We start from the raw sequence: 23681 nt of genomic DNA, 5'->3' as shown, positions 1-23681 counted from the left end.
TCATGAATAAAATAATCTCAATCATCGTCTTCATATTCATCATATCAACTTATAGTTTTTCCGGAAATAAAGTTGAATTAAAATGGTATAAATACAACGACGGCATAGCCGAAGCCCAAAAGAGTAATAAAAAAATCTTACTTGATGTTTATACAGATTGGTGTAAATGGTGTAAAAAACTCGATATAGAAGTTTACGAAAATGATAAAGTAGCGGCTTACCTTAAAAAATATTATGTATTGGTTAAGGTTAATGGTGAAGGATCAGAGAAATTAAAATTGGATGGCAAAGAGATGTCTGAAACTCAGTTTACCGGAGCAATGGGCGTAACCGGTTATCCAACAATGTTTTTTCTCGATTCTAATGGTAAACCGATCGATAAATTAGCTTCATTTGTTCCTGCTGATAAATTTTTACCGATTATAAAATTTTTCGGTGAAGATTATTATAAGAAAGAAAACTGGGAAGCGTTTTATAAAACTTATTCTCAACAAGAATCAGGCAAGAAGTAAAACTCACTTGAGAAGTGAATAATATTCATTTTCGTATTTCTGCAATATATCGGATTCTAAAAATTTATCATACACCTTCTTTTTTCCGTTCACTCCAAAACGTTGCCTGAGCTGATGGTCGCTCAATAGTTTTATCAATCCATCTTTCAATGAGTCGACATTTTTTGGTGTAACGAGAAATCCTGTTTCACCATCGGTAATAATGTCAGAAGCACCACCCGCGTCAGCAGCGATAACTGGCAAACCCGCTGCCATAGCTTCAATATAAACATACCCGAATGCCTCCTCGTACGAAGGCAACGCGAATATATCGAACACAGAAAACAAATTATGGATATCCGACCGATAACCTGCAAAGATAATGCGCTCCTTTAATCCAAGAAAATTAACGAGTTCATGAAGCTCGTTATTGTAATTCTCCTCACCAAAAGTTGCTTCACCAACAATAACCAACCGAGTCTCTTTAAACGAATCCGGAAGGCATGCCAGGGCATTCACTAATTCAGTAAATCCCTTAGCCCGATCAATTCGACCGACGGAACCAATGACCAAAGCATTTGCCGGAATCCCGAATTCGGCACGAAGATTTTTTGCATCATCACGATCCAGACGGTATAAAGTTGTATTTATTCCACCCGGTATGACAGTCACTATATTTTCATACACCGGACAAGTATTTAAAATATTCTCGCGTAAAAAATTAGACAGAACAAATATCTTATCAACATGCGAATAAATCAACCGATGAAATAAATCTTTTTTTGAGACCTTTGAAGAAACTTGTTTTTGAAGAATTATGCGCGGCCGATTATTCATCATTGATGTCGCAAGATATGCGTGGACCAGATCACGCGACATATGAACATGAAGAAGATCAATAGCATGTTTATTAATTATTAATCTGAGTTTCAGCGAAGAATATGGATCAAAATTCCGGAGCAATCGCACCGGAATTGGATAAATACCGAGTGTTTGTAATTCAGCAAATATCCTGCCTCTCGGATGAGCGGCAAAATATATATCATGCCCGCGATCTTTGAATGAATGAGCTAATTTCACTGCTGCTATTTCAGCACCACCCCATGCAAGTGACGAACAGATGTGCAATATCTTAAGTTTTCTTTCCATCTATCTTAATTTTTTTAGTAACTGTGCAACTGATGAGTGCTAGTATCGCAAGTAGGAATCTGAATAGCAACGAAGTAATCGGATCGATTATGAAACCGCCCACTAATCCGGTAAGGAAAAACGCCGACATACCCAGCAAGATGGCAATTGTTATTTCCTTGTAGAAAAGATCGAATTCCTTTAGTCGAACAATCTTCAATCCATAATAATATATTGCTATGATAATCCAGAGAAATGCAATCAGAGCAAATAGACCACTCTCCATGTAAACTTGAAGAAAATCGTTATGCCAGCTCGCTATCAATTTATCTTCCAATTGCTCCCGAAGCGGAAATATTTGTTCGAATGTCCTTGGTCCAAAGCCAAAAATAGGGCGTTCTGTAAATTTCATCAACGCCCCCTGCCAAATAACATTCCGCCCTGAAGTATATTCAAGAAAATGAATCATCTGGTAGAATCTGTTTGAAATAGAAGGGATGAAAACTATTATCAGCCCGCTTACGATGGCAGTAACAAACAACGCAATTCTTTCCCTCAATAATCCAACAATAATAAGGATAACAGCCAAAACTCCCCAATGAGTTCGATTCAGAGTCAAGAGCAAACCGCTTCCCATGATTACCAAGCTCAAACTCCACAACAAACGTGAGGTGAAAAATAGTTTACTCTTACCGAGCCATAAGGTAAACGAAATCAAAACTGCTAAAAACATTCCGAGCGTGCTATATCCCGAAGTGCTCGAACTGGCACGTTCTTCATAACCGAAAATCACTTTAGTACACCCATAGATACTTGCGACACACCCGGCAAATATCATTATCCATATCAATTTTTTAATTTGATTTTTATCGTCGATCGCTAGATTATTAGTGACGATGAAATAGATTATATAAAAAGGGATTTCTTTATACAGAGTTGGAATACTCGCGGAAAAATCTACAGAAAAGAAAACCGAAACGATGCGTAAAACAACAAATGCGATGAACGGATAATCCAGTGGAGTCCGCACAAATTTGTAATTCCGGGTTATAACAATCTTCACGATCCAAAGGATGGTGAGAACACCGACCACTATTTGAACAATGGCGATCGAAAATATCAGTACCGCAACAAATGTAACTATTCCCCACCAAATCCATTTATCGACTAAAACTCTGAACGAATTTACATTCATCATTTAACCTTCATAAATATCGAGCATCGCCTGTGCTGCTTTCTTCCATGTGAATAATTCGGATCGGGATTTCCCGGATTGAACAAGCCCGGTTCTTAATTGTCCATCGGATAGAAGCAAAGAAAATTTTTGCGCAAAACTTTCTGCATCGGATGGTGGAACAAAAATCGCTGCATTACCTGCAATCTCACGATGAGTTGGGATATCGGATGCGATAACGGGAACACCGCATTTCATTGCTTCAAGTAAGGGGAATCCGAAACCCTCGTACCAAGATGGATAGACGAACAAATCTGCATTCGAATAAAGAGTGGAAATATCGGCACTGCATATCCATCCCACAAAACGAATTCGGTCTCGACATGCAGATTCATTCACATGCTTCATTATTCGTTCGTAACCCCAGCCCGGCTTACCTACTAATACTAGTTGATGGTTGGTCTTTTCTTTTTGAATAAAACTTTGAAATGCTTTTAATAAAGTTATAATATTTTTTCGTGTTTCAAGATTGCCGACAAAAAGGAAATAAGGAGTAGTTATCCCATATTTCCCGAGCTTCTCGAATTCTAGGTCTTTTTGGTTTGTTCGCTGAATTTCATCTCCGATACCGTGATATACAACTCGAATCTTTCCTCTTATTCTGGGATAATATTCTTCAAGCTGATGTTTGATAGTTTTGCTTACCGTTACGATAACATCTGCCTTGTCAGTGGATTTTTCAATTTTATTCCGGGTCAAAGCGAGAAAATCCTCTGACATAAAATCACCCTCCACCCTGCTTGCTAAATCATGAATAGTTACAATCTTCCTACCCGCTCTCACACTGATCAGTTTGAAATCGGGACCGTGGAATGAATCGAATCGTTTTATGAATCGAAATGGATTTTTCTTACTAATATATTTGAAATTCTCACTTACCGCTTTTAATGATTTATCCATCGAAGGGACAAGAAGATTATATTCATTTCTTCCATCGATGGAAGACAAAGCATCAACAAGATTGAAGATATAAGTTCCGATCCCTGATCGTTCCGTGGGGACAGCCGCTTGATAATCTATTCCGAATATCATAGAGTCATTTAAAAATTTTTCTTGAACATTTTATCAATTCGTTCAATCAATCTGTAAAATGAAAATCGCAATAGGTAAAATATTGTTAGAAATTTATTCCTATTCATCGCTTCGTTAAACGATCGCCTCGATTCATTCAGTAATTTGAACGATCGGTGTTTATAGACTAAACTTTCCTGGATATATATTTTATATGAATTAAATTTTTGTCTTCTCGATTCGGTATATCCGCTAAACTCTTTGACTTTCGCGAGTATTGTCTCCACCCGCTTAGCATACGTATTCTCGCTGACAGCTATTTCTTTTCCTGCATCAGCGATTCGCACGCGTTCTTCAGGATGATCCAGGTAATACCTAACAATTTTACCCGCATTTTTTATGTCATGAAAAACAAAATGCCTGCCTTCTTCAAACAACTCGTTGATACCCGCATCTATCCTTTGTGTAACTAGTAATGCACCCGAACACATAACTTCGAATACACGCATATTCAAATCTTCGCGGGCGCTGATATTCAGTACTATTTTAGATTTGCTGTACACTTCACCCATTTTATCTAAATATACCCCGGAAACGAGATTAACGGGTACACCAAGCGAATTGAAAAATGTTTTACGGTTAGGAGTCAGGTTTCCAACAAAACTCACATCATAAATTCTTTCATAATTTCTGTCGCGATGAAATTCTTCATCACATCCGGGAGGAAGCCAAAATGAATTTTTTAATCCATATTTCTGCGCCTTGTGAAGGTACTCTTTTTGCGCAAAAAATCCAATATCGAATAAGTTTGCATATTCCTTGTGCCATCGATAATTCAAATGGTTATCTATTCCCCACCAAGCTGTTGGCGCCGGAACAGAATCCAATCCTTTCGGAAAAAATTTTGTTCCCGTACTCGCTTCCACACAGAGAATGAGATCGATCGGTATTGAAATATTTTTTACTATCTCGGTTACATCCACATCCTCCGCACATTTCGTCCATCCATCCAGGTTATAATCAGGGCTGAAAGGAAAAACATTATGCCCTATTTTTTCAAGGGCGCGTTTTACATAAAAAGGCACACAACCGATTGAATAATTAGAGAGCAAAATAATATTCATAACGGATCAGGGGCTAGTGTAATTATGGTAAGAATTGGTAGTTAATCTATCATGAATCATCGCATTCCGGTAAATTTGCAAACTAGCTCTTAGATTTTCAAGCATTTTCTTTTCCACCGCCGGATCTGAGCCAAGATGGTTTTGAGATATTTTTTTCTCATTGGAATATTTTTCAAAACTGATTACTTTTTCACCATCCGACAAAAGCGCATAATCATTTTTCAACAATTGATAACTCTCGCTTACAAGATTCAAGTTCGAACCGTCATAAGAGGAATCAAAAATACTTCTGCCGAATGAAACATAGTCACCGCCGTATGAAAGGTAATCGAGAATAGATGGCATTATATCCACATGGGATGTCAATTTGTTGTTCATCCCTTTCAGTTTATTATTCGGCGCAAAAAACATGATCGGGACTTCGAACATTCCGATAGAAGATTGAAACCACTGGTGTTGGGTTCTGCCCGGTGTATGATCACCGGTGATAACGAATAATGTATTTTGATACCACTCCATCTTAGACACAGAATGAAAAAATTTTCCAATCGCAAAATCGACATATTCTATACCTCTCTCGATAGGGAGTTTTCCCCTTTCAAACTTATCCTTATACTTTTGTGGTATACTTATCGGTTCGTGAGATGAAAGAGTGAAGATTGTTGAGCAAAACGGTTTTTTCATTTTTTCCAAAGTTTGCGCAGTGAACTGAAGAAATTCTTCATCATATATTCCCCACAAACCGTCGAAATCTTTTTCATCGCCATATTCGCTTCGACCGAAATATTTTTTTATACCACCCATTTTTACAAAACTATCGAAGCCCATTGTACCGTTAGTTCCACCATGGAAAAAGGCGGTTTCATATTCTTTTTCATCAAGCAAACTCCCAATGCTGTTAATCCGATTTCCTTGATATGCGGAATAAATATATGAATCGGTCATCAAATGTGGAATGCTGGCAATTACAGCGGGAATAGCTTCCATAGACCGAGTACCATTGGCAAATGAATTTTTACAGACAAGCGAATGTGTTGCCAGAGAATCAAGAAATGGCGTGTAACTTTTCTCAGCACCGTAACATGACATAAATTCACGCGATAAGCTCTCCACAATGATAATAACGACATTCATTTTTTTCATCTGGTATTCACTATTCACCCGATGATAAATCGGAAATCGTTTTTCAGCAATTTCATTCGACATATATCTTATTTCGGTTAGACGTTTCCTTCCATACGACTGAATAAAAGTAAAAGGGGAATTTAAAATCAACGGAACGGTTTTAGGAGTTCCATATAAAGATGCATCTAACACTTTCAACGGTTTTAATTGAAACCCTCCACGCACACCTATTAAGAAAAGACCGATAGTAAATATTAATATGATCGATTGAATGAAATAATTTATTTTTGGCGGAGATGTTTTAGATATCATCTTCTTTGAAATGTACCAGCTAATGACGAGGAAGCTAACCAGAATTAATGCGAGGTACCAATAATCTTTTAGATATTCCGGAACCAATGAGTTCAAATCACTCTTCATCGAAATCAGATCAAAAGTCATTCTTTTCTTTGCGAATTTAAAATATTCGAAATCAATGACTGTCAACAATAACGCGATCCCATTAAAAAAATAAAAAATAAAAGATGATATAATACGATAACCTTTTTTCTCCCTGTATGGATGCGGTACGAGAAGTATCAAAATAAATAAAATATTAAAGTAGAGAATTGCAGAAATATCAAATCGGATACCGTACAAAAATCCAATAAAAAGGTCGAGTGTGGCGCAATCAGAAAATGATTGACGGTTGAATATGTAAAATAATAAACGGGCGGCGAAAAAAAGAAAAAGGATGATTGTCAATTGTTTGATCAATCGAAAAAAATAAAACCCCTGCGATAGTTTAGAGGTTTTGCCAGTTTTAGCAGGTTTCTGTTTCAGCATGATTATGGATGAATAGCCATTTTAATTTCAAAAATTATTTCAATATATTCGTTCTGTGTTTAATTAGCAATATTCAACAGATGTTTTCTGTTCACAAGGAAATCCGCATTGAAGGAAAATTTGATAGATAGATTTAATCGAAATCCGCTTACATTTTTATTATTGTTCGGATTATTGATAAGACTTATCGCTGCATTTTTCAGTAAAGGATTCCTCACGCTCGACGATCATTTTAACTTTGTCGTCGATGCTGACATGATTTCGCGGGGGTTCCCATTACCTCATGATTACAAAGATTCTCCTTTATATCCTTATTTTGGAGCAATAATGATGATGTTAGGGAGAGCACTTGGTAACAGTTCACCTGATATTGAGATGTTGACCATCCGACTTGTTCAAGGTATCCTTTCTCTGCTCGTGATATATTTCGTCTATAAAATTTTAGAATCTAAAACCGATAAAATCCAGGCATCTATCGGTGGTTTGATGGCAACATCCTTATTCATCATCCCAATCATGGCAGTTCACCAATTTGAAGAAGCACTGTGCCAAATACCTGTTCTCGTGTCGATATGGATTATCCGGAAACAAGAAGAACAAAATTCATTTAATCCCATCTCAATAACCGTTGCCGGAATCTTGATGGGAACAGCGATGATACTTCGTTTCCCGATGATTTCGTTTGTCGGGATTTTTACACTCGGTTTATTGTTTCAGAAAAGCAGGAGACGATATTTTTCCGCGTTTTTAATTGGAGTCCTGCTCATCGCTTCTGCTCAGGCAGTCATAAATATTTTTATCAATGGAGAATTTGGTTACTCGTATTATAGAAATTTCGGTTGGATATTCAGTAATCCGAACGATTTATTTCATACATCAGGTTATCCGGCCGGTCCACCATGGCGTTATTTGCTAACTCTGACTGCAATCTTCATCCCACCATTTTCAATTCTTTTTCTTTATTCGACATTCAGAGGAGGAAGAACATTTTCATTGCTCGGTATTTCAACGTTATCATTCTTTATCGCGCATAGTATTATCGCAAACAAGCAAGAACGCTTTCTCCTTCCTATCATTCCGGTTTTGATCATTCTAGGTGTAGCCGGTATGTCAAAAATAAAAGAATGGTTCATGAAAAAGAATTTACTAAAATTTTATCGGGGATTATGGATTTATTTCTGGATACTGAATTCAATACTGCTCACATTGACTTTATTTCATTACGGGAAGAAAGACCGGATCGAACCGTTCGTATTTATCCAATCACAACATAATGCAACCGGAATTATAATCGTTCAATACGATTATGAGTTTCTCGTCCCCTCTTATTATCTTGGCAACCCAACTCTACCGTTATTCTGGTTTTTTGAGCGAAAGAATTTCAATGAAGAATTTCAGGAAGTCACTGTTTCAAAAGCGACAATTAATTATATCGTCTTTTACGGGGATTCAATCGAGCAAGACAGAATTACATTTGAAAAAGCATTCGGCAAACGGTTGACATTAGAAAAAGAAATATCTCCGAGCTTGGGAGACTGGATTGCGCACTACTTCAATCCGAAATACAACAGGATTAAAACAGCATCGGTATTTTCTCTCCGATAACTCATACCAATTTATAATTTTTATACTCACCGATTCTCGTGTGGAGAATATCCTCTTCGAGCCATTTGAAAAATGTTTTACGTTTCTTCCTGTTTTCAACAATTTTGATAATATTTGAATCGCAATCGCCAACCCGCGATCGCATAACTGCAGGGTGTGTATCTTTAAAGAGCGCAATCTCTTCAAGATTTCCGAATATCTGAAATTCGGCACTCGCATATTTTTCTTCTATTTCTTCGTCACGGTGCCAAAACCTATCGAGGTTTTTTTGTTTGGCAGTCATTTGATCTTGCGGTTTAGCCCATCCATAATGAAAAATCTGCGCTCCGGAATGTTTAACATGAAGTTTATTCCCGTTCAGACGGAAACCTTGCGCATCTCTGAACGATCGAACGCCGATTTTATTACGCACAACTCTAATTTCTTTTCGATACCACTGCCTTCCCGTTCCTATAGTCCAATAACTTCCATAAAAATGAACGTAATCAAAAAGCAATCCTTCAACACGATGGTTGTTGAGGTTCTCTTCCATCGATGAGCGTAACGGTTGATAAAATTTTTCGTGCAATACTTCATCTGCCTGAAGATAGAAGCACCAATCATAGTTGCAGTGACTCAAAGCGATATCGGTTTGTTGAGCAAGGATTTTACCACCGATGCGAAGTGATTCATCCCAAATGGTTTCGACAATTCGAATTTTATCCGAATCAATTTCGTGTATGATTTGGAGAGTATTATCGGAAGAATATCCGACCACAACAACAACCTCGTCGCAAATCGGAAGCATAGATAGTATGGATTCGACTGCCGGGTAGCCATATTTTTCGGCATCCCGAACAAAGGTGAAACCGCTGACTTTCATCTGAATAAGATCATTTAAATTTGAAATTGAAGCTCGTGCAATTTTTTGTATAAGCTATCGGATTGAGCGAGTAGTTCTGAATGTTTCCCAATTTCAACAATTTTACCATCCTCAAGAACTATTATTTTATCGGCACGCTGGACCGTAGATAGTCTGTGAGCGATGACAATAGACGTTCGACCTTCCATCAACCGTTCAATCGCCTGCTGAACGAGAATTTCATTTTCCGTATCGAGAGCCGAAGTTGCTTCGTCTAGAATAAGTATGGGTGGATTTTTTAAAATTGCCCTTGCAAGCGATATACGCTGACGTTCGCCACCGGATATTTTTACGCCTCGATCACCAATAACAGTATCGTAACCCTCGGGAAGTGATGATATAAAATCGTGAGCATTTGCTACTTTGGCTGCGGCAACAATTTTATCAAACTCAACTTCCTGATGACCATACGCAATATTATTCCGAACGGTATCATTAAAAAGAATTGTTTCCTGCGTAACAATGCCCATAAGCGAACGGAGTGAATCCATAGTAATGCTTCGCACATCCATTCCATCAATTGTTACACTTCCATCGCTGACATCATAAAATCTTGGGATTAAATCGACAAGTGTTGATTTACCCGCCCCGCTCGGACCAACAATCGCAACAGTTTCCCCCGCATTTATTTCACAATTTATTCTCTTCAGAACAATGTCACCGGTTTCATATTGGAACGAAACATTTTTAAATTCGATTTTATTTTTAAACCCAGACAAAGTTGCAGCATCTTTCTTGTCATAAATATTCGGCTTGATATCGAGCACTGTTAGCACCCTGTTTGCCGCCGCGCTGCCTTCCTGGACACTGTTGAATACAAGCCCGAACGATTTAAGAGACGGCAACATTTGTACGATTATCCCTACGAATAGCAGCAATGCACCCGGTGTCATCGGGGTTGTACCTTGAACGACGTTTTTACCTATGAACCAAAGGATTATGGCAATTGTTATGGCACCGAGAAATTCCGTTAGAGGACTCGCAAGGTTTTTGCGCCGTTGTATACCGCGCATCGTTTGGAAATATTTCTGTGTATGGTTTTTGAATTTATTTATCTCGAATTCCTCCATCCTGAACGCTTTCACTACACGGACATTCGATAATGTTTCAGAAAGAACCGAAATGACATCTGCCATTCTTTCCTGAGCTGCTTTACTCTCACGTTTCAACATATCTCCCAGTCGTGTAATTAGAAATCCTGTTACCGGTAACAGCACACAAATAAAAAGAGTTAGAGACCAATCGAAAAAGAATAAGACTAGAACGAACATAATTATTTGAGGTGGGTCGCGGAACGCGCCGTTTACGCCAACCGAGAGCGATTCCTGCACAACCCGTACATCGTTCACGATGGTAGAGATCAGATTTCCTTTTCTTTCATTATTGAAGAAACTCATCGAGAGCTGGTGGAGATGAGCGTAAAGTTTATCGCGCAGCCGCCGTGTAATTCCCTGATCAACAGTCGCCATAAAATATCCTTGCAGGTAGAAAAACAAATTCTTCAGCATAAATGTGATAACTATGGCGATACAAAGTCCCAGCAACAAATCAAGCCGATCGTAACTCAATACGAGTTGATTGAGTTGATATGAGATGTATTCACGAAGTTTAAAAAGATTAAACGCGATTTCCGATTGACGGTTTGGTGATGGTGAACTGAAAAGAATGTCGATAAACGGCATGACCGAACCGACTGAAAGCGTGCTGAATATTACGAAAAGAATATTGCTTACCGTTGCAAGGGTTAACGGTTTCCAGAATTCTTTAAGGTACGATAAAATACGAAAATATTGTTTCATAGCGATTCAATATAATGATTCCGTTGTTTTCATCCAAGGTGGTTAATTGCTCTTCAATTTCATTCTTAGTATATTAAAATCGTGAAGTGAACGATTAATCTTTTTTTCTTCAAAATATGCGAATATTTCTAAAATCAAAAATACATAATGCTACCGTTACATCGGCAAATTTGAAATATGTCGGCTCAATAACTATTGATCCGGCACTCATGGAGAAAGCAGATATTTCGGAGTTTGAAAAAGTTCTTGTAGTAGACAATAATAACGGTAATCGACTTGAGACTTACGTTATTAAAGGGAAGAAGAATTCCGGTAAAATTTGCATGAACGGCGCGGCGGCTCATCTTATAAAAAAGGGAGATGAGATTATCATAATGACATTCCAGATGTCGAAAAAACCGATCAAACCGAGAATCATTATCGTTGATAAGAAGAATAAATTTATTCGGTACACGAAAGAAGAATTGAATAAATTAAAAAGCTCAGGATGTTAACCTGAGCTTTTTGTTGCATTCCAACCGATCTTTACTTATATCCTGCTTTTTCCAACTCCTCAACCGATTCAATCTGATCTGGAGGTTTGAGATATTCACCTATGAACTTATAAATTTTAACGCGTATCTGTTTGGCAAGCTTCGTATCGATGCGGTCGAAGCTATGTCCACCGGGTGCATCTTTAAAAATTTCGTAATCAAATTTTTTACCGGCGGCTTTCAAAGCCCTGATGAGATGTTCGACTTCTAAAACATTCACATCATCATCATTCGTATTTGTATGGATAAGTAACGGAGTTTTTAATTTCTCGGCATAATTAACGGGAGAACGCTTTCGATATTCTTCGACATTTTCATTCGCTGTTTTTCCAATATGGTATTCGGCTGAAAATTGTTCGCGGTACTCATCATCATAATATCCCATCCGTGCAACGAGATCACTAACGGGAACACCCGTGAACGCGACTTTATAATCATCAGGATTCTGAAAAATATCCATAAGAGCAATCAAGCCGCCGTGGCTCCACCCCATGATTCCCACTCTATCTTTATCGATGAAGCGATAAGTATCCACCATATAATCGCGGCAGGCATTATTATCATCCACCTCTAATCCGCCATAATCGATTTGTTTATAAAATCCGCTGCCATAGCCGGTGCTTCCTCGATATTCCGGCGCGGCAACAACATAACCCTGAGCCATCAATTCACGGATGATATGAGTATGATATGTGGTGAAATTCGCGTGAACACCGCCGTGAGGTAAAATAATAAGGGGATACTCTTTTTTACGATCCAGGTTTTTAGGAAAAAAAATGTACGTCCAAAATTTTAACGGATTTTTTACACCCATGGCTGTAGGATTTTTAACATGAGCAGGTGGTGGACCAACTATAAAAACCTTATCGATATCTGCGACATCACCCACCTTACCGTTCCATTGAATATCATCGATAGCTTTTTCTATCTGATCAAGACGGTGATCGAGCGATTCAAATTTACTGTTGATTAATTTTTCAGTCGACTTTTCTTCGGTTGCACTCTGTGCATTAAATTGCACAGAGTAAATAAGAATACCGATCAAAACAAAAGACAACCATTTTACTATCTTCATAGAAAAATTCCTTTAATATTTATTATAATTTAATTCTATCTCATCGATCGGCATAATCGGCATCGGCTGACCATTATGTTCCAATCTAAATTTTAGATGCTGAAGCACCGGATCATCTTGAACGTTGAACGGCAACAACTTCGGCATGAACTGACTGAGGTCGAACAATCCTTTTTCAGGTAATTCGATTATATCAACTTCCTGCTCCGGACAAATATTCGCCCTTTCTTTTGCGATCTGAACAGCTTTTTGAAGTCCACCCAGAACATCAACCAAGCCGTTTTCTTTTCCGTCATAACCCGACCAAACTCTTCCTTGAGCAATCGATTCAATATCTTCAAATTTTTTCTTCCTACCTGATGCAACCTTGGTTACAAATTCTTTATAAAAAGATCTAATCATATTTTCCATCTTGCCAAATTCTTCCGGAGTTAAATTACGATCCGGAATTCCAATTCCGAGAAAAGGAAGTGTAAATCCAAAACCCAAATCGGCATGTTTACCAGCTTTAACATGATCAGTCGTCATACCAAGTGTATCTTTAATTCCTTTATTGTACGCCCATCCTCCAATTACACCGATTGAACCTGTTATCGTATTCGGAGCGGCTACAATTGTATCAGCATACATCGAAAGCCAGTAGCCACCCGATGCCGCGACGAATCCCTGAGAAACGATTACAGGCTTTTTTTCTTTACATTTTCTTATCGCTTCAGCTACATAATCCGAAGCCATCGCATCTCCACCCGGAGAATCTACCCTGAGAACAACTCCCTTAACTCTTGTATCGTTTGCGACAGCTTCCACTACTTTTGATAATGACCGTGCGTTTATTCCTTCATCCATTGCGCATGCGCCGAGGGCATATACAATTGCTATCTTCGGTCTTTCTCCCCAATAATTATCCTGAGGTAACTGAAATTTTTTCAATGACCCCGCACCCACAACCGATCCTTCTTCTCCTTCAAGTTTCTTAATCATTTCCGGAACTGCTTCCCAACGAGCTATTGTGTCGGTTAGGCCCTCCTTTATCGCTTCATCCGGTAAAAACATCGTTACATCGTTTACAAGTTCATCGAATTTATCCGGTTGCATCTTCCTGCTCTCACAAATATCCGATTTAGCCAATCGATAATAATCATCAACAATTTTCTGCCGTTGTTCACGATCGGCTTCCGACATTTTATCCCGCGCAAGATTTTCAACCGCCGATTTATATTTGAAAAATCTCCATTCATCATATCCGATACCTAATTTTTCCAAAGTACCTTTAAGATAGGTTCTACCCATAAGATAGCCTTCCAGCATAATTGTTCCGGCCGGATCAAGAATAATTTTATTGGCAACAGATGCGAAATGATAAATATCAATGTTGGGTCGGTCAATAAATATCACCACATGTTTACCAACCGATTTAAATTCTTTCAGTTGCTCACGTATTTCCCACAGCATCTCACGATCAGCCGAAATCCCGGATGTGTTGATCGCGATCCCATTGATCGCCGGATCATCTTTTGCAGCTTTGATGGAAGAGAGTAAACCCGAAAGGGTATTCGATTTATCAAACCATTTATACCGTTGATATCTTACCGGTCCATTCAGATTGAATTCAACATATTTTTTTTCGGAGATTATCTTTGTTCCAAATACAGTCCGATCGAAGGCGCCAATTCTTATACCATAAGTTTGAGATGAATATTTTTTATCTCTGTCATAAGATGATTGTGTTAACAATCCGATATTGCCGAGACTGAATTGAAAACCGATGGTGAAAGATTTGGAATCGAAATATCTTCCAGTTAATCTGATTCCGGAAAGTGGTTCAATCGCTGTTCCAACACTCCACGTGGCACCGGCATTAAAGCTTTGATATTTTTCGATGGCAAAATCGCCGAATATGGTTGCCAATTCATTTCCTAACGGACGGATGGCAAGATCAAGATAAATACTTCTATGGTCACCTGTTGTCGGTAAAGTTCCAACAATTCCCAGCGAGGCATGACGGATTGGTCGAAATAGTGTTCCTATCGTTACTAAATTTGACCGATTAAAATAATTCTTATCACCGGTCGACCATCCGTAAGCAAGACCGAAGCTCGCGTTTTTATCTCCCGCCGCGAGGGATAATTTGTAATTAGTTATTTCATTAACATTGATGCGATGATGAATCAGTCCGAAACCTGCATTCGGAACGCCGGTAAATAGTCCCCAACGATTGAAGTTGTTCCATTTTTTACCTTCATCGTTCCACATAAATAAAATATCAGGTTGATGCAGATATGACAAAAGCGCCGGATTATCGTAGCCGTAAAGACCAAATTTTAATGCGCCCGGAGAAGTTAGGGATAAATCGGTTTGAGAATGATAGTTAGGAGAAGAAGATTGTGAGTGAACAAGAGGAACGTACAAGACTAGAATTGATAGAATATAAAATATATATTTCATATTGAATCCTATAACAAAGAATGGGAAAATATTAGTTTGATGTTTATCTCATAAATCGATCGTTATCGGTTAAAATAGTTAAAATATAATTCGGTTGCAACTGTAATAACCAATTGATTATGTAGGGGTAGGTTTGTATATTTTCGAATCACATTAGCAACAATCATCACGTTTTATTAATTTTTGAGATTCTATGAAATCAAAAGTAATTCGCAAACAGCATAATTCGAAACTCTGTTTTATATGCGGAGTTAAAAATCAATTCGGTCTCGACGCCCGTTTTTATGAAACTGATGATAAAAGCTTAATCGCGATTTTCCAACCGAAAGAAGAACATCAAAGTTATCCCGGTCGGCTGCACGGCGGCATAGCTTCCGCAATTTTGGATGAAACAATAGGCAGAGCCATCAGAATTCTATATGAAGAAGAAGTATGGGGTGTAACTCTCGAACTTAAAACCAAATATTTAAAGCCAATTCCTTTGAATTCGCCGCTAAAAATTGTTGCGCGTATAACAAACGATTCCAGTCGGTTTTTTGAGGGAACCGGAGAATTAAAACTTGCCACGGGTGAAGTTGCGGTAACTGCCGAAGGAAAATATTTGAAACTGCCTATCGAGAAAATCTCTGATTTTAACGCGGATGAGGCGGAATGGAAAATTCTGGTCGAGAATGATGATCCCGCTGAAATTGAATTATAATTTGATTCTTGCAACTATACTCTTTATATTCTTATAGAATTTAATTTTCACATCTTTTAAGGAATACCATGTATAAATTTATTCTCCTTCTTCTTGTATTTCTGCTTATTCCTGTCTGCATCTACACCCAGCAAACAGTCAAGGAATCTTCGACCGGCAAATTATTTCCATCAGAAATTAAAATTAAAAATGCCGATAAAGAAATCACACTTCAACTTACCGGATTAGCTGTGAGGAAAAAAATCATATTTAAAGTTTACGGTATTGCGCACTACATGCAGGACCCGCCATCGGTAAAAGACGAAGAGGCAGCATTCATGGCGATTCTACAGGATGGCAAAGCGAAACAAATCACGATGGATTTTTCGCGTGATGTTGAAGCGGCAAAAATTAAAGAAGCATATCTTGACGGCTTCAAGTCGCATTCATCCAAAGAAGAGTTGCAAAAAATCCAACCGTCAATAAATCAATTTACGGGATACTTCACCAAAGATGTGAAAGAGAATCAGCAGTTTATTTTACAGTGGCTTCCCGGCGGAACCATAATTCCGATACTCAACGGTGAGAGTAAGCTTCCAATCACCGATCCGATTTTCGCCCGCATACTTTGGACCATCTGGTTCGGTGAAGATTCGATAGTGGATAGAGATGATTTAGTCAGCCGGATGATCGGCAAGTAACATTTTCAACCGGCGATCTAAATAATTATACATTATCTAAAAGCATGAAATCGATGTTTTGTTTCGATTTCCCGCTGTGAAATTTGTTTTTATATTCTTTCTTCTTCTCGAAAACACATTCCTGATACAGAGGACATAGATCGCAGTGTGGAGTGGTTGCTTTGCATATTTTTCGTCCAAAGCGAATAAGATTTGTATGTAAAGAATATGCCATTCCCTTCGGTATAAATTTTCCCGCGGCATTAAATGTATCCTCCGGAGTTTTGCATCCTGAGGTTACACCTAACCGACCGAGAATCCGGTGTACATGTGTGTCAACGGGGAATACATCTTTTCGCATAGAGAATAGAAGAACGCAAGCCGCCGTCTTTACCCCAACGCCATCGAACGAGAGCAGTATTTCCATGATTTCTTCATTCGATTTAGATTTTAAAGAATCAAGAGAGTAGTCACCGAATCGATTATAAATATTATGTAAAATTTGTTTAATTCGTTTACTTTTTTGATTCGCCATCCCTCCCGTTTTGATTGCAGAAATGATCGAACGCGTTGGAGCATTCGCCAAATCTCTCCAGGTGGGAAATTTTTTCTTTAGTGCAACGTAAGCACGATGACTATTTTTATCGTTAGTGTTTTGAGAAAGGATTGTCGCTATAAGCATAACTAAAGGTTTAGCGCGTTTAGCAGGTTGAACGGGAACACCGAGAAATGTATTCAGGACCGAGGCAATCTTTCTGATTTTATTTCGATAATTAATCTGAGAAAGACCGACAGTACTCATTTCTTGCTTGCATGCTCTAAGACTTCAAAGATATCGTCTGTAAACAATTCATCGAATAATTCAGAATGAATTCCGCGCACGGCATCCAGCGTGTCATCATCTTCCAGTACAATATTTATACTGGATTGAGACGCACCGAACGAAATCATACTGAGATTGAAATCGGAAATCGAACTAAATATTCTGTTAATAACACCTGCATTTCGTGAAATATTGGAACCGAGTACCGAAATGATGCATTTTTTCTCGCTGACCGAAACAACACCGATCTCATTTAAATCTTGCAGCAATGCCTGAGTGATCTGCTTCTCTTCTGCTGCAAATGAATATCCATATTCTGCTGTCACACTCGTTAAGATGATGATTCCATGTTTTGTAAAAACATTCTGTATATGTTCCCAAAAAATATACTGACCGATTCTCTTGAACGGTGTGATTGAAATAACGGTGATATTTCTTTTATAAGCGATCGATTTCAAAATTCCGTCGGCTGAAGGAATTGCGGCTGTTACAAGTGTCCCGGCAGATTTTGGGCGACGCGAATTATAAATATGAATTGGAATACTTTTTTCTATTGCCGGAAGCATTGTATTAGAGTGAAGAACCTTGGCGCCAAAATATGATAACTCGTAAGCTTCTTTGAAAGATAATACTTTAACTTTTTTCGCGTCGGGAACAACAGCCGGGTCGGCAGTTAACACTCCATCCACATCCGTCCAAATCTGTATATCGTCAACATCTAGTGCGGCTCCAATTACTGCCGCGGAATAGTCAGAGCTTTCGCGTCCCATTGTTGTCCGACGGCCGGACAATGTTATGCCTATGAAACCTTGCGTAACCGGCACTATCCCTTTTTCAACAAAGTGTAAAAGATTTGATTTCAATTTTTCTTCAACGATATCGAAGTAGGGAGTTGCCCGCGTAAAATTTTCATCGGTAAACATGAAATCCTTTGTGTCAACCCACTCCGATTGAATGCCATGGTCCTGCAGTGCGACAGAAACAATACGCGATGATAATAACTCGCCGTAGCTGTATAATGTATCAAGTGTGCGCGGAGTTAACTCATGGAGAATAGTTACACCTTTGATTATAGTTTCAATTTCTTCACGCGTGGCATCGAGGACAGAACGAAGGTTCCGGTTCCTTGTTATATGCCGGATCAACTGATCGATTATAGTATAATGCCGACTGAATAACTGGGTAAGCGATTCTCGCGCTTCACGATCGTTCTTCTCCGAGGCAAATTTCCCAATCTTCTCGAGCATATTGGTGGCTTGAGCAATTGCCGATACGACAACGATGGGTTTTTGATGCAGATGCGACTTGACAATTTCAACAACATTCGCTATTGCCGGTGCATCTTGTGTCGATGTTCCGCCAAATTTCATAACGATCATGTTAGTACTTCTCCTTCGATTTCAAATATGATTTGAATTCAATATAACATCTCTATACTTGAGTTTCAAGGAAATAAAAAACCCTCGGTTTCGGCTGAGGGTTGGTGTAAATATTATTATTTGGGGGAGATTTGATGCTATTCAGTTTCTTTATCGTCACCATGAAGAAATTTAGTGCGCCGTCTCCTGTTTATCATGAATATCAGATAAAGTAATACGAGTATTATTACAGATCCAATAACGAGAATATTCAAACCGAGGAAGTTCATTCTGTCTATTTAGTTTCTTATTATTTTTTTTCCTCATTATACTCATCAAGGAAAGCAACCGCGCGTCGGAGATGGGGTATAACAATCGATCCTCCAACCGTGAGAGCGACGCTGAATATTTCGAACATCTCTTCATCAGAGACTCCGGCTTCCTTGCATTGCATTATATGATACGACACACAATCGTCGCATCGTAACACCATCGAAGCGACCAACCCGAGCATTTCTTTTGTTTTAACATCCAGTTTCCCCGGTTCGTATGTTAAAGTATCGACACTGAAAAATCTTTTTATCGCCCGGTTATCTGCGTTTAGAATTCGGTCGTTCATTTTCTTTCGGAAGGATTGAAATTCATCTAGACGGTTCGACATAAATTAACGATCAATAAATTTTGTAATAATTGATAATTAGATTTAAGTATAAATTCAAATTGCGGAATAATACATCTGCGGATTGTTTAGGAAGCAACAATGGTACGATGTAAATTTAGATTGGTGGAGCTGGTCGGGATCGAACCGGCGACCTCCTGAATGCCATTCAGGCGCTCTCCCAACTGAGCTACAGCCCCAATAATAAATTCGATTTATCGATTAATTGTTGAACTAATATACAAAGTTTGGCTGAATGAACCAAATTCATCATCGAAGTAATAAGAGTTTTCGCACCTGTTTGAACAGAGCAACCTGTCCCTCAATTCCTATGACCTCTAAACGACAAAAGTAAAGCCCGCTTGCTAATCCGACTGCATTCCATTGTTCAACATAATCACCCGGATCTCTTCTACCTCCAGCAAGTGCGGTGATCATTCTTCCAAATGAATCATAAATTTTCAAAGTGATCGTGCACGATTTGGGAATACTATATCTTATCTGAGTGGTTGGATTGAACGGATTTGGATAAGGTTCAGCTAGTTTAAATTGTGTTGGTAATTGTTTGTTATGATATTCATCGGAGGGTGCCGGAGGTGGCAACTCAGATGATGGATGGATCTTTATTGAAGAACCAACGGCTCGGCTTAAATTTGCAGAAAGATGAAGGATTCCTGATTGATTAACTTTCACCCAATGACCATATCCAGGGGAAACAGTATCTGTGATTAAGTAATTCGAATTATATCTAAAGAAATTACCGGTTACTATACCGGATGGAGTACTGGTGATCGAATTGACCGGAATGGATTCCGAAATTGATCCGATAAGATTCCATCCTGCTTGCACGTCGAATGAACCGGAGAGGTATGGTTTCCCACTCAAATTAATTGTTTGTGGTGAATTGAATTTCAGCCAATATCCTTTCCCCGGCCGAATTGAATCTAGCGGAGCATAACTACCACCTACATACTCGAAGGCGGCAGTTATCGCCTCAGGAAAATATACATTTTTATGAACTAATGGTGTATCGATTGGCAGAGAAATAAGATTCCATTTGTCAGCGAGAGAAATTGAAAAGGTTCTGGTTGTTGTATCTTTATCAATCGTTAATAATCTGATATCATCGACATAAAATCCGTCTCTTGTTGTATATTCATCACTGCGGATTCGGAATCGAATTTTAAAATTCGATGATGCAAAAGAAGAAAGATCCAGATCTTCTTCTACCCAATCGTTTTTGATTCCATCATAACCGAATGTTCCAGCAGTTTGAACGCCGATTCCGCTTGCTGGTCTCATATATTTGCCTGATACGGTTGACCAATTTGTTCCACCATCTGATGATATTTCCACAGTTGCAAAATCCCAATCTGATTCGATATCCCACATGCACCAAAACTTTAAAATTACTTTTTGAGCAATACTTATATCGATTGATGATGCAAGAGTGAGACTGTTATCGACTAAATCGGTATAGTAATCGCTTGGACTATCGGCGAATGAATTTGATGGCGAGTGGGCAGCGGTGGATAATCCCCATCCGGAACCTGTCGTCCAATTTCCGGCTCCGTTTTCAGCACTATCAGAAAGCGTCAGATTGTATTTACCTATAGATAATTTAATTGTATCATACAGATAACGATCAGGATCTTCCTTAATTTTTACATATAAAAATTGAGGACCATTCGGTGCATAAGCACTAACCGTACAAGGCAGCGACACATGATAAATTGTTGTCGGAGAAATCCGGCCGAGTGAATATATATCGCTTCCCATTTTGATAATCGGAGATGACGCAGATATTTCAAGGAATAAGTTTTGTGTTGAATCCAATCCTTTATTCCTGACAGAAAGATTAAGAAGAAAAGGTTCTCCCTTTTCTAGATTGCCATCGTCAATACTATCTGTTATTGTAAATCCCTGTATCTTCGGAAAACTTCCTGCGACATTTGCTAAATATAAATTCGGATACAGATTCTCTTGAGCAATTGGAAGAATTCTATCAGATGAGGGCCAGAAACCATCTCCGTTGTTTCCAACTTCCGGAAGAAATGAAAATATTTTATTTTTTGATTCCTGATCGCCATACATCCAATCGGTAGCACCGCCATTTACCATATACAAACTTTTACCGCTCGGACCTGAAAAATAATAGTTATACTTTACCATATCCTGACCGTACTCTGCAAACTGGACAGAATCCGGCGATTCATAAAGCGAAGTATGATCCCAGGGATAAAGCAATAAATTACCATAAGAGTGATAATTGAACGCAGCCTTGAAATTGTGCTCCATACAAAACAGAGCAAGATTAAAAATTTCCGGTTCGCTAAATGCTGATGTTCCACGATAAGTTTCAGCAGCAGGATACGGACTTGATCCTGCATCATCCAATCCCCATTTGTATCCATAATTACGATTTAAATCGACACCATACGAATCGTTATCGGCAACTACATTCTTCATATTTTTTCTTCTCATCCCCCCGCCGGTCGGTGAAATTCTCCTATTCGCTTCATAACCATCCGCGTTGATTACCGGAACAAAATACATTTGTCGATTATCCAACAAGTAAGTCACTTCAGGATCAGTGCCATAATTATTTAAGAGGTGCCACATGAAATAAATAAGATTCATCATCCCCTGCGGTTCCCGCGCATGTGTCAGTGCTGTGTATAATACTTCCGGTTTTGTTGAGGCGACATCCGCATTTTTTGAAATTCGAACAGCCCACATGTTCCGGCCTTGAAATGTATTACCAATACTAAATTTTTCTGTTATTAAATTCGGGAACAGCACTCTCATGGAATCGAGTAAATGCACAACCTCATCAAAAGTGTAATTCCCCCCCATACTACCGTCTCCGAATCCAAGTGCGTTATATGGTCCTCTAATCAAACGTCGTGAAAAATATTTAGTCATGTCTTCAACTAATATCTGAGTTTGAAAACCGAGACGATTAACATTGTCCAATTCTTGATTTGATAAAGTTATCTCTACCCATCCGCCAATCTTACCAACCGCCCCCTCCATATCGATTCCCGTCGACAAAAATTTCTTAAATAATAATTCATCAGGAATAAATACTTTTACCTTTTTATATAAATCAGCTGAAGATAGATTTGATATTATTCCAATTAACATTATTAAAAGTATTAGCGTTTTTTTCATCTTAACCTCTTTATGCTGGCTTCTTAGGGATTGGATTGATTTTGAATTCATTGAATTTACCAAAGGATTGTATGAATGTCAAGCTTCACAAAATCTTTGGATAAGCCACAAAAAAATGTTAATATTAATTAACTTTGATTGGCTTATCACCTTCATCCTTGATTTGATGGTGATCGGATTCGACAAATGATTATCATCAACTAGTCTGTTCACTTTAAAAAGAATATCCTAATAAAGAAATAATATCATTAACAAAGAGGTTCTTATGTCAATAGATTTGGAAAAAATCTTACGCCCGGTTGATATGGCATTGCCAGAATTTCCCGCAAAATATATGACCCTATCAAATGGTCAGGAAATGGTGGTACGGCAAGTCAACCGCGATGAGATTCCAGATATCCTTCCCCATGTTGAAAAACTAATGCACGTCGAGAGGGATTATTATCACATAGTTGCTGCAAGAGTATATGCCGAATTACTTGCTTACTACACATACAGAGTGCAAGATGAATATGTTCTCGCCGCGCAAGTCGATGGTGAAATTGTTGCCGTTGTAAACGGTAGAATAGTCAATCCGGATATCGGTATGTCGTTTCATACTTTATCAATGCGACGTGGATTGCGAGTTGGTGCTCACGCATTTGCTGCTAAAATGGAATATCACATCGATATCCTGAAACAGAAAGAAGTTTTAATCGTTGCGGAATCACCCATTGGTTTTAGAAGATGGATGATTGAATACAAGCTTGAAAAACGTTTTCATATCCCCCATGAACTTGGTGGATGTCCATCATGGTCGTTGACGAAAGAATTATTTGATAGAGCGCGAAACACATTAGTGGTTGGCCGTCGTCCTGTTCCGGAGAAATTACTTGCGAAGGCACACGCGGCAATTCTTCCGCCAACCGATCCTCCAAAAGCTCCTGAAGATTTATTAGCGGCTACACGTTCCATGCTTGATAACACAGGCACTTCTCTTATCGATATGAGAAATAAGTTAGGAGGGAAATAAT

General features: G+C 38.6%; 19 protein-coding genes and 1 tRNA gene. 6 read left to right on the top strand and 14 right to left on the bottom strand.

The window, feature by feature from the left end:
* Positions 1–2 precede the first annotated feature (2 nt).
* Positions 3–512 carry a DUF255 domain-containing protein gene (locus tag HZB59_11415; GenBank protein MBI5022033.1) on the top strand — a complete coding sequence of 170 codons (510 nt, stop codon included), beginning with the start codon at positions 3–5 and terminating at the stop codon, positions 510–512.
* 3 nt (positions 513–515) lie between these two features.
* On the opposite strand, the gene HZB59_11410 is transcribed toward HZB59_11415, so the two are convergent.
* From HZB59_11410 to HZB59_11390, 5 genes are read right to left on the bottom strand one after another with little or no spacing between them, the layout of a single operon-like run.
* Entirely contained in the window at positions 516–1640 is a 1125-nt protein-coding gene (locus tag HZB59_11410) for a glycosyltransferase family 4 protein (GenBank protein MBI5022032.1), read from the bottom strand.
* Positions 1624–2817, bottom strand: coding sequence for an O-antigen ligase family protein (locus HZB59_11405; protein MBI5022031.1), 1194 nt, complete (start codon positions 2815–2817; stop codon positions 1624–1626). The genes HZB59_11410 and HZB59_11405 overlap by 17 nt, the downstream gene beginning before the upstream one ends.
* Complete coding sequence (locus HZB59_11400; protein ID MBI5022030.1) at positions 2818–3885, bottom strand: glycosyltransferase family 4 protein; 1068 nt, start codon at positions 3883–3885, stop codon at positions 2818–2820.
* A gap of 8 nt (positions 3886–3893) precedes the next feature.
* Complete coding sequence (locus HZB59_11395; GenBank protein ID MBI5022029.1) at positions 3894–4988, bottom strand: glycosyltransferase family 1 protein; 1095 nt, start codon at positions 4986–4988, stop codon at positions 3894–3896.
* A 6-nt stretch (positions 4989–4994) separates the two neighbouring features.
* A complete protein-coding gene (locus HZB59_11390) occupies positions 4995–6938 on the bottom strand; it encodes a sulfatase-like hydrolase/transferase (GenBank protein ID MBI5022028.1) in 1944 nt (647 codons plus the stop codon).
* 108 nt (positions 6939–7046) lie between these two features.
* On the opposite strand from HZB59_11390, the gene HZB59_11385 reads away from it, so the two are divergent.
* Complete coding sequence (locus HZB59_11385; protein MBI5022027.1) at positions 7047–8543, top strand: glycosyltransferase family 39 protein; 1497 nt, start codon at positions 7047–7049, stop codon at positions 8541–8543.
* Between the two features lies 1 nt (position 8544).
* On the opposite strand, the gene HZB59_11380 is transcribed toward HZB59_11385, so the two are convergent.
* Both HZB59_11380 and HZB59_11375 read right to left on the bottom strand, forming a co-directional pair.
* Positions 8545–9405: a glycosyltransferase family 2 protein gene (locus HZB59_11380; protein MBI5022026.1), complete on the bottom strand. Its 861-nt coding sequence runs from the start codon at positions 9403–9405 to the stop codon at positions 8545–8547.
* A 14-nt stretch (positions 9406–9419) separates the two neighbouring features.
* The gene (locus tag HZB59_11375; GenBank protein MBI5022025.1) at positions 9420–11243 is read right to left on the bottom strand and encodes an ABC transporter ATP-binding protein; all 1824 of its coding nucleotides are present in this window, start codon (positions 11241–11243) and stop codon (positions 9420–9422) included.
* Positions 11244–11359: 116 nt separating this feature from the next.
* Here HZB59_11375 and HZB59_11370 point away from each other — a divergent pair, with 116 nt between their 5' ends.
* Positions 11360–11737, top strand: coding sequence for an aspartate 1-decarboxylase (locus HZB59_11370; protein ID MBI5022024.1), 378 nt, complete (start codon positions 11360–11362; stop codon positions 11735–11737).
* 31 nt (positions 11738–11768) lie between these two features.
* Here the strand turns inward: HZB59_11370 and HZB59_11365 are convergent, their stop codons facing one another.
* Positions 11769–12851, bottom strand: coding sequence for a S9 family peptidase (locus tag HZB59_11365; protein ID MBI5022023.1), 1083 nt, complete (start codon positions 12849–12851; stop codon positions 11769–11771).
* A gap of 12 nt (positions 12852–12863) precedes the next feature.
* Complete coding sequence (sppA, locus tag HZB59_11360) at positions 12864–15296, bottom strand: signal peptide peptidase SppA (GenBank protein MBI5022022.1); 2433 nt, start codon at positions 15294–15296, stop codon at positions 12864–12866.
* A 193-nt stretch (positions 15297–15489) separates the two neighbouring features.
* Here sppA and HZB59_11355 point away from each other — a divergent pair, with 193 nt between their 5' ends.
* Positions 15490–15996 carry a PaaI family thioesterase gene (locus HZB59_11355; protein ID MBI5022021.1) on the top strand — a complete coding sequence of 169 codons (507 nt, stop codon included), beginning with the start codon at positions 15490–15492 and terminating at the stop codon, positions 15994–15996.
* 68 nt (positions 15997–16064) lie between these two features.
* Positions 16065–16676 carry a chalcone isomerase family protein gene (locus HZB59_11350; GenBank protein ID MBI5022020.1) on the top strand — a complete coding sequence of 204 codons (612 nt, stop codon included), beginning with the start codon at positions 16065–16067 and terminating at the stop codon, positions 16674–16676.
* A gap of 25 nt (positions 16677–16701) precedes the next feature.
* On the opposite strand, the gene HZB59_11345 is transcribed toward HZB59_11350, so the two are convergent.
* The 5 genes from HZB59_11345 to HZB59_11325 form a co-directional block, all read right to left on the bottom strand.
* A complete protein-coding gene (locus HZB59_11345) occupies positions 16702–17457 on the bottom strand; it encodes an endonuclease III (protein MBI5022019.1) in 756 nt (251 codons plus the stop codon).
* Entirely contained in the window at positions 17454–18857 is a 1404-nt protein-coding gene (locus tag HZB59_11340) for an aspartate kinase (GenBank protein ID MBI5022018.1), read from the bottom strand. Before HZB59_11340 ends, HZB59_11345 begins: the two co-directional genes overlap by 4 nt.
* Before the next feature lie 289 nt (positions 18858–19146).
* Complete coding sequence (locus HZB59_11335; protein ID MBI5022017.1) at positions 19147–19497, bottom strand: carboxymuconolactone decarboxylase family protein; 351 nt, start codon at positions 19495–19497, stop codon at positions 19147–19149.
* Positions 19498–19618: 121 nt separating this feature from the next.
* Positions 19619–19694, bottom strand: a tRNA-Ala gene (locus HZB59_11330).
* A 70-nt stretch (positions 19695–19764) separates the two neighbouring features.
* The gene (locus HZB59_11325) at positions 19765–22668 is read right to left on the bottom strand and encodes an immune inhibitor A (GenBank protein MBI5022016.1); all 2904 of its coding nucleotides are present in this window, start codon (positions 22666–22668) and stop codon (positions 19765–19767) included.
* Between the two features lie 265 nt (positions 22669–22933).
* On the opposite strand from HZB59_11325, the gene HZB59_11320 reads away from it, so the two are divergent.
* Positions 22934–23680 carry a hypothetical protein gene (locus HZB59_11320; protein MBI5022015.1) on the top strand — a complete coding sequence of 249 codons (747 nt, stop codon included), beginning with the start codon at positions 22934–22936 and terminating at the stop codon, positions 23678–23680.
* Position 23681 lies beyond the last annotated feature (1 nt).

The sequence above is a fragment of the Ignavibacteriales bacterium genome, assembly GCA_016214905.1.
Lineage (GTDB): Bacteria > Bacteroidota > Ignavibacteria > UBA10030 > SZUA-254 > PNNN01.
Note: the sequence above shows the minus strand (reverse complement) of the source record. Positions and strands in the feature narration are given on the sequence as shown.

What these genes read in the sequence shown, in the direction of transcription:
- HZB59_11415 (MBI5022033.1), top strand. Translation starts at nt 3, where the DNA reads ATGAATAAAATAATCTCAATCATCGTCTTCATATTCATCATATCAACT.
- HZB59_11410 (MBI5022032.1), bottom strand. Translation starts at nt 1,640, where the DNA reads ATGGAAAGAAAACTTAAGATATTGCACATCTGTTCGTCACTTGCATGG.
- HZB59_11405 (MBI5022031.1), bottom strand. Translation starts at nt 2,817, where the DNA reads ATGATGAATGTAAATTCGTTCAGAGTTTTAGTCGATAAATGGATTTGG.
- HZB59_11400 (MBI5022030.1), bottom strand. Translation starts at nt 3,885, where the DNA reads ATGATATTCGGAATAGATTATCAAGCGGCTGTCCCCACGGAACGATCA.
- HZB59_11395 (MBI5022029.1), bottom strand. Translation starts at nt 4,988, where the DNA reads ATGAATATTATTTTGCTCTCTAATTATTCAATCGGTTGTGTGCCTTTT.
- HZB59_11390 (MBI5022028.1), bottom strand. Translation starts at nt 6,938, where the DNA reads ATGCTGAAACAGAAACCTGCTAAAACTGGCAAAACCTCTAAACTATCG.
- HZB59_11380 (MBI5022026.1), bottom strand. Translation starts at nt 9,405, where the DNA reads ATGAAAGTCAGCGGTTTCACCTTTGTTCGGGATGCCGAAAAATATGGC.
- HZB59_11375 (MBI5022025.1), bottom strand. Translation starts at nt 11,243, where the DNA reads ATGAAACAATATTTTCGTATTTTATCGTACCTTAAAGAATTCTGGAAA.
- HZB59_11370 (MBI5022024.1), top strand. Translation starts at nt 11,360, where the DNA reads ATGCGAATATTTCTAAAATCAAAAATACATAATGCTACCGTTACATCG.
- HZB59_11365 (MBI5022023.1), bottom strand. Translation starts at nt 12,851, where the DNA reads ATGAAGATAGTAAAATGGTTGTCTTTTGTTTTGATCGGTATTCTTATT.
- sppA (MBI5022022.1), bottom strand. Translation starts at nt 15,296, where the DNA reads ATGAAATATATATTTTATATTCTATCAATTCTAGTCTTGTACGTTCCT.
- HZB59_11355 (MBI5022021.1), top strand. Translation starts at nt 15,490, where the DNA reads ATGAAATCAAAAGTAATTCGCAAACAGCATAATTCGAAACTCTGTTTT.
- HZB59_11350 (MBI5022020.1), top strand. Translation starts at nt 16,065, where the DNA reads ATGTATAAATTTATTCTCCTTCTTCTTGTATTTCTGCTTATTCCTGTC.
- HZB59_11345 (MBI5022019.1), bottom strand. Translation starts at nt 17,457, where the DNA reads ATGAGTACTGTCGGTCTTTCTCAGATTAATTATCGAAATAAAATCAGA.
- HZB59_11340 (MBI5022018.1), bottom strand. Translation starts at nt 18,857, where the DNA reads ATGATCGTTATGAAATTTGGCGGAACATCGACACAAGATGCACCGGCA.
- HZB59_11335 (MBI5022017.1), bottom strand. Translation starts at nt 19,497, where the DNA reads ATGTCGAACCGTCTAGATGAATTTCAATCCTTCCGAAAGAAAATGAAC.
- HZB59_11325 (MBI5022016.1), bottom strand. Translation starts at nt 22,668, where the DNA reads ATGAAAAAAACGCTAATACTTTTAATAATGTTAATTGGAATAATATCA.
- HZB59_11320 (MBI5022015.1), top strand. Translation starts at nt 22,934, where the DNA reads ATGTCAATAGATTTGGAAAAAATCTTACGCCCGGTTGATATGGCATTG.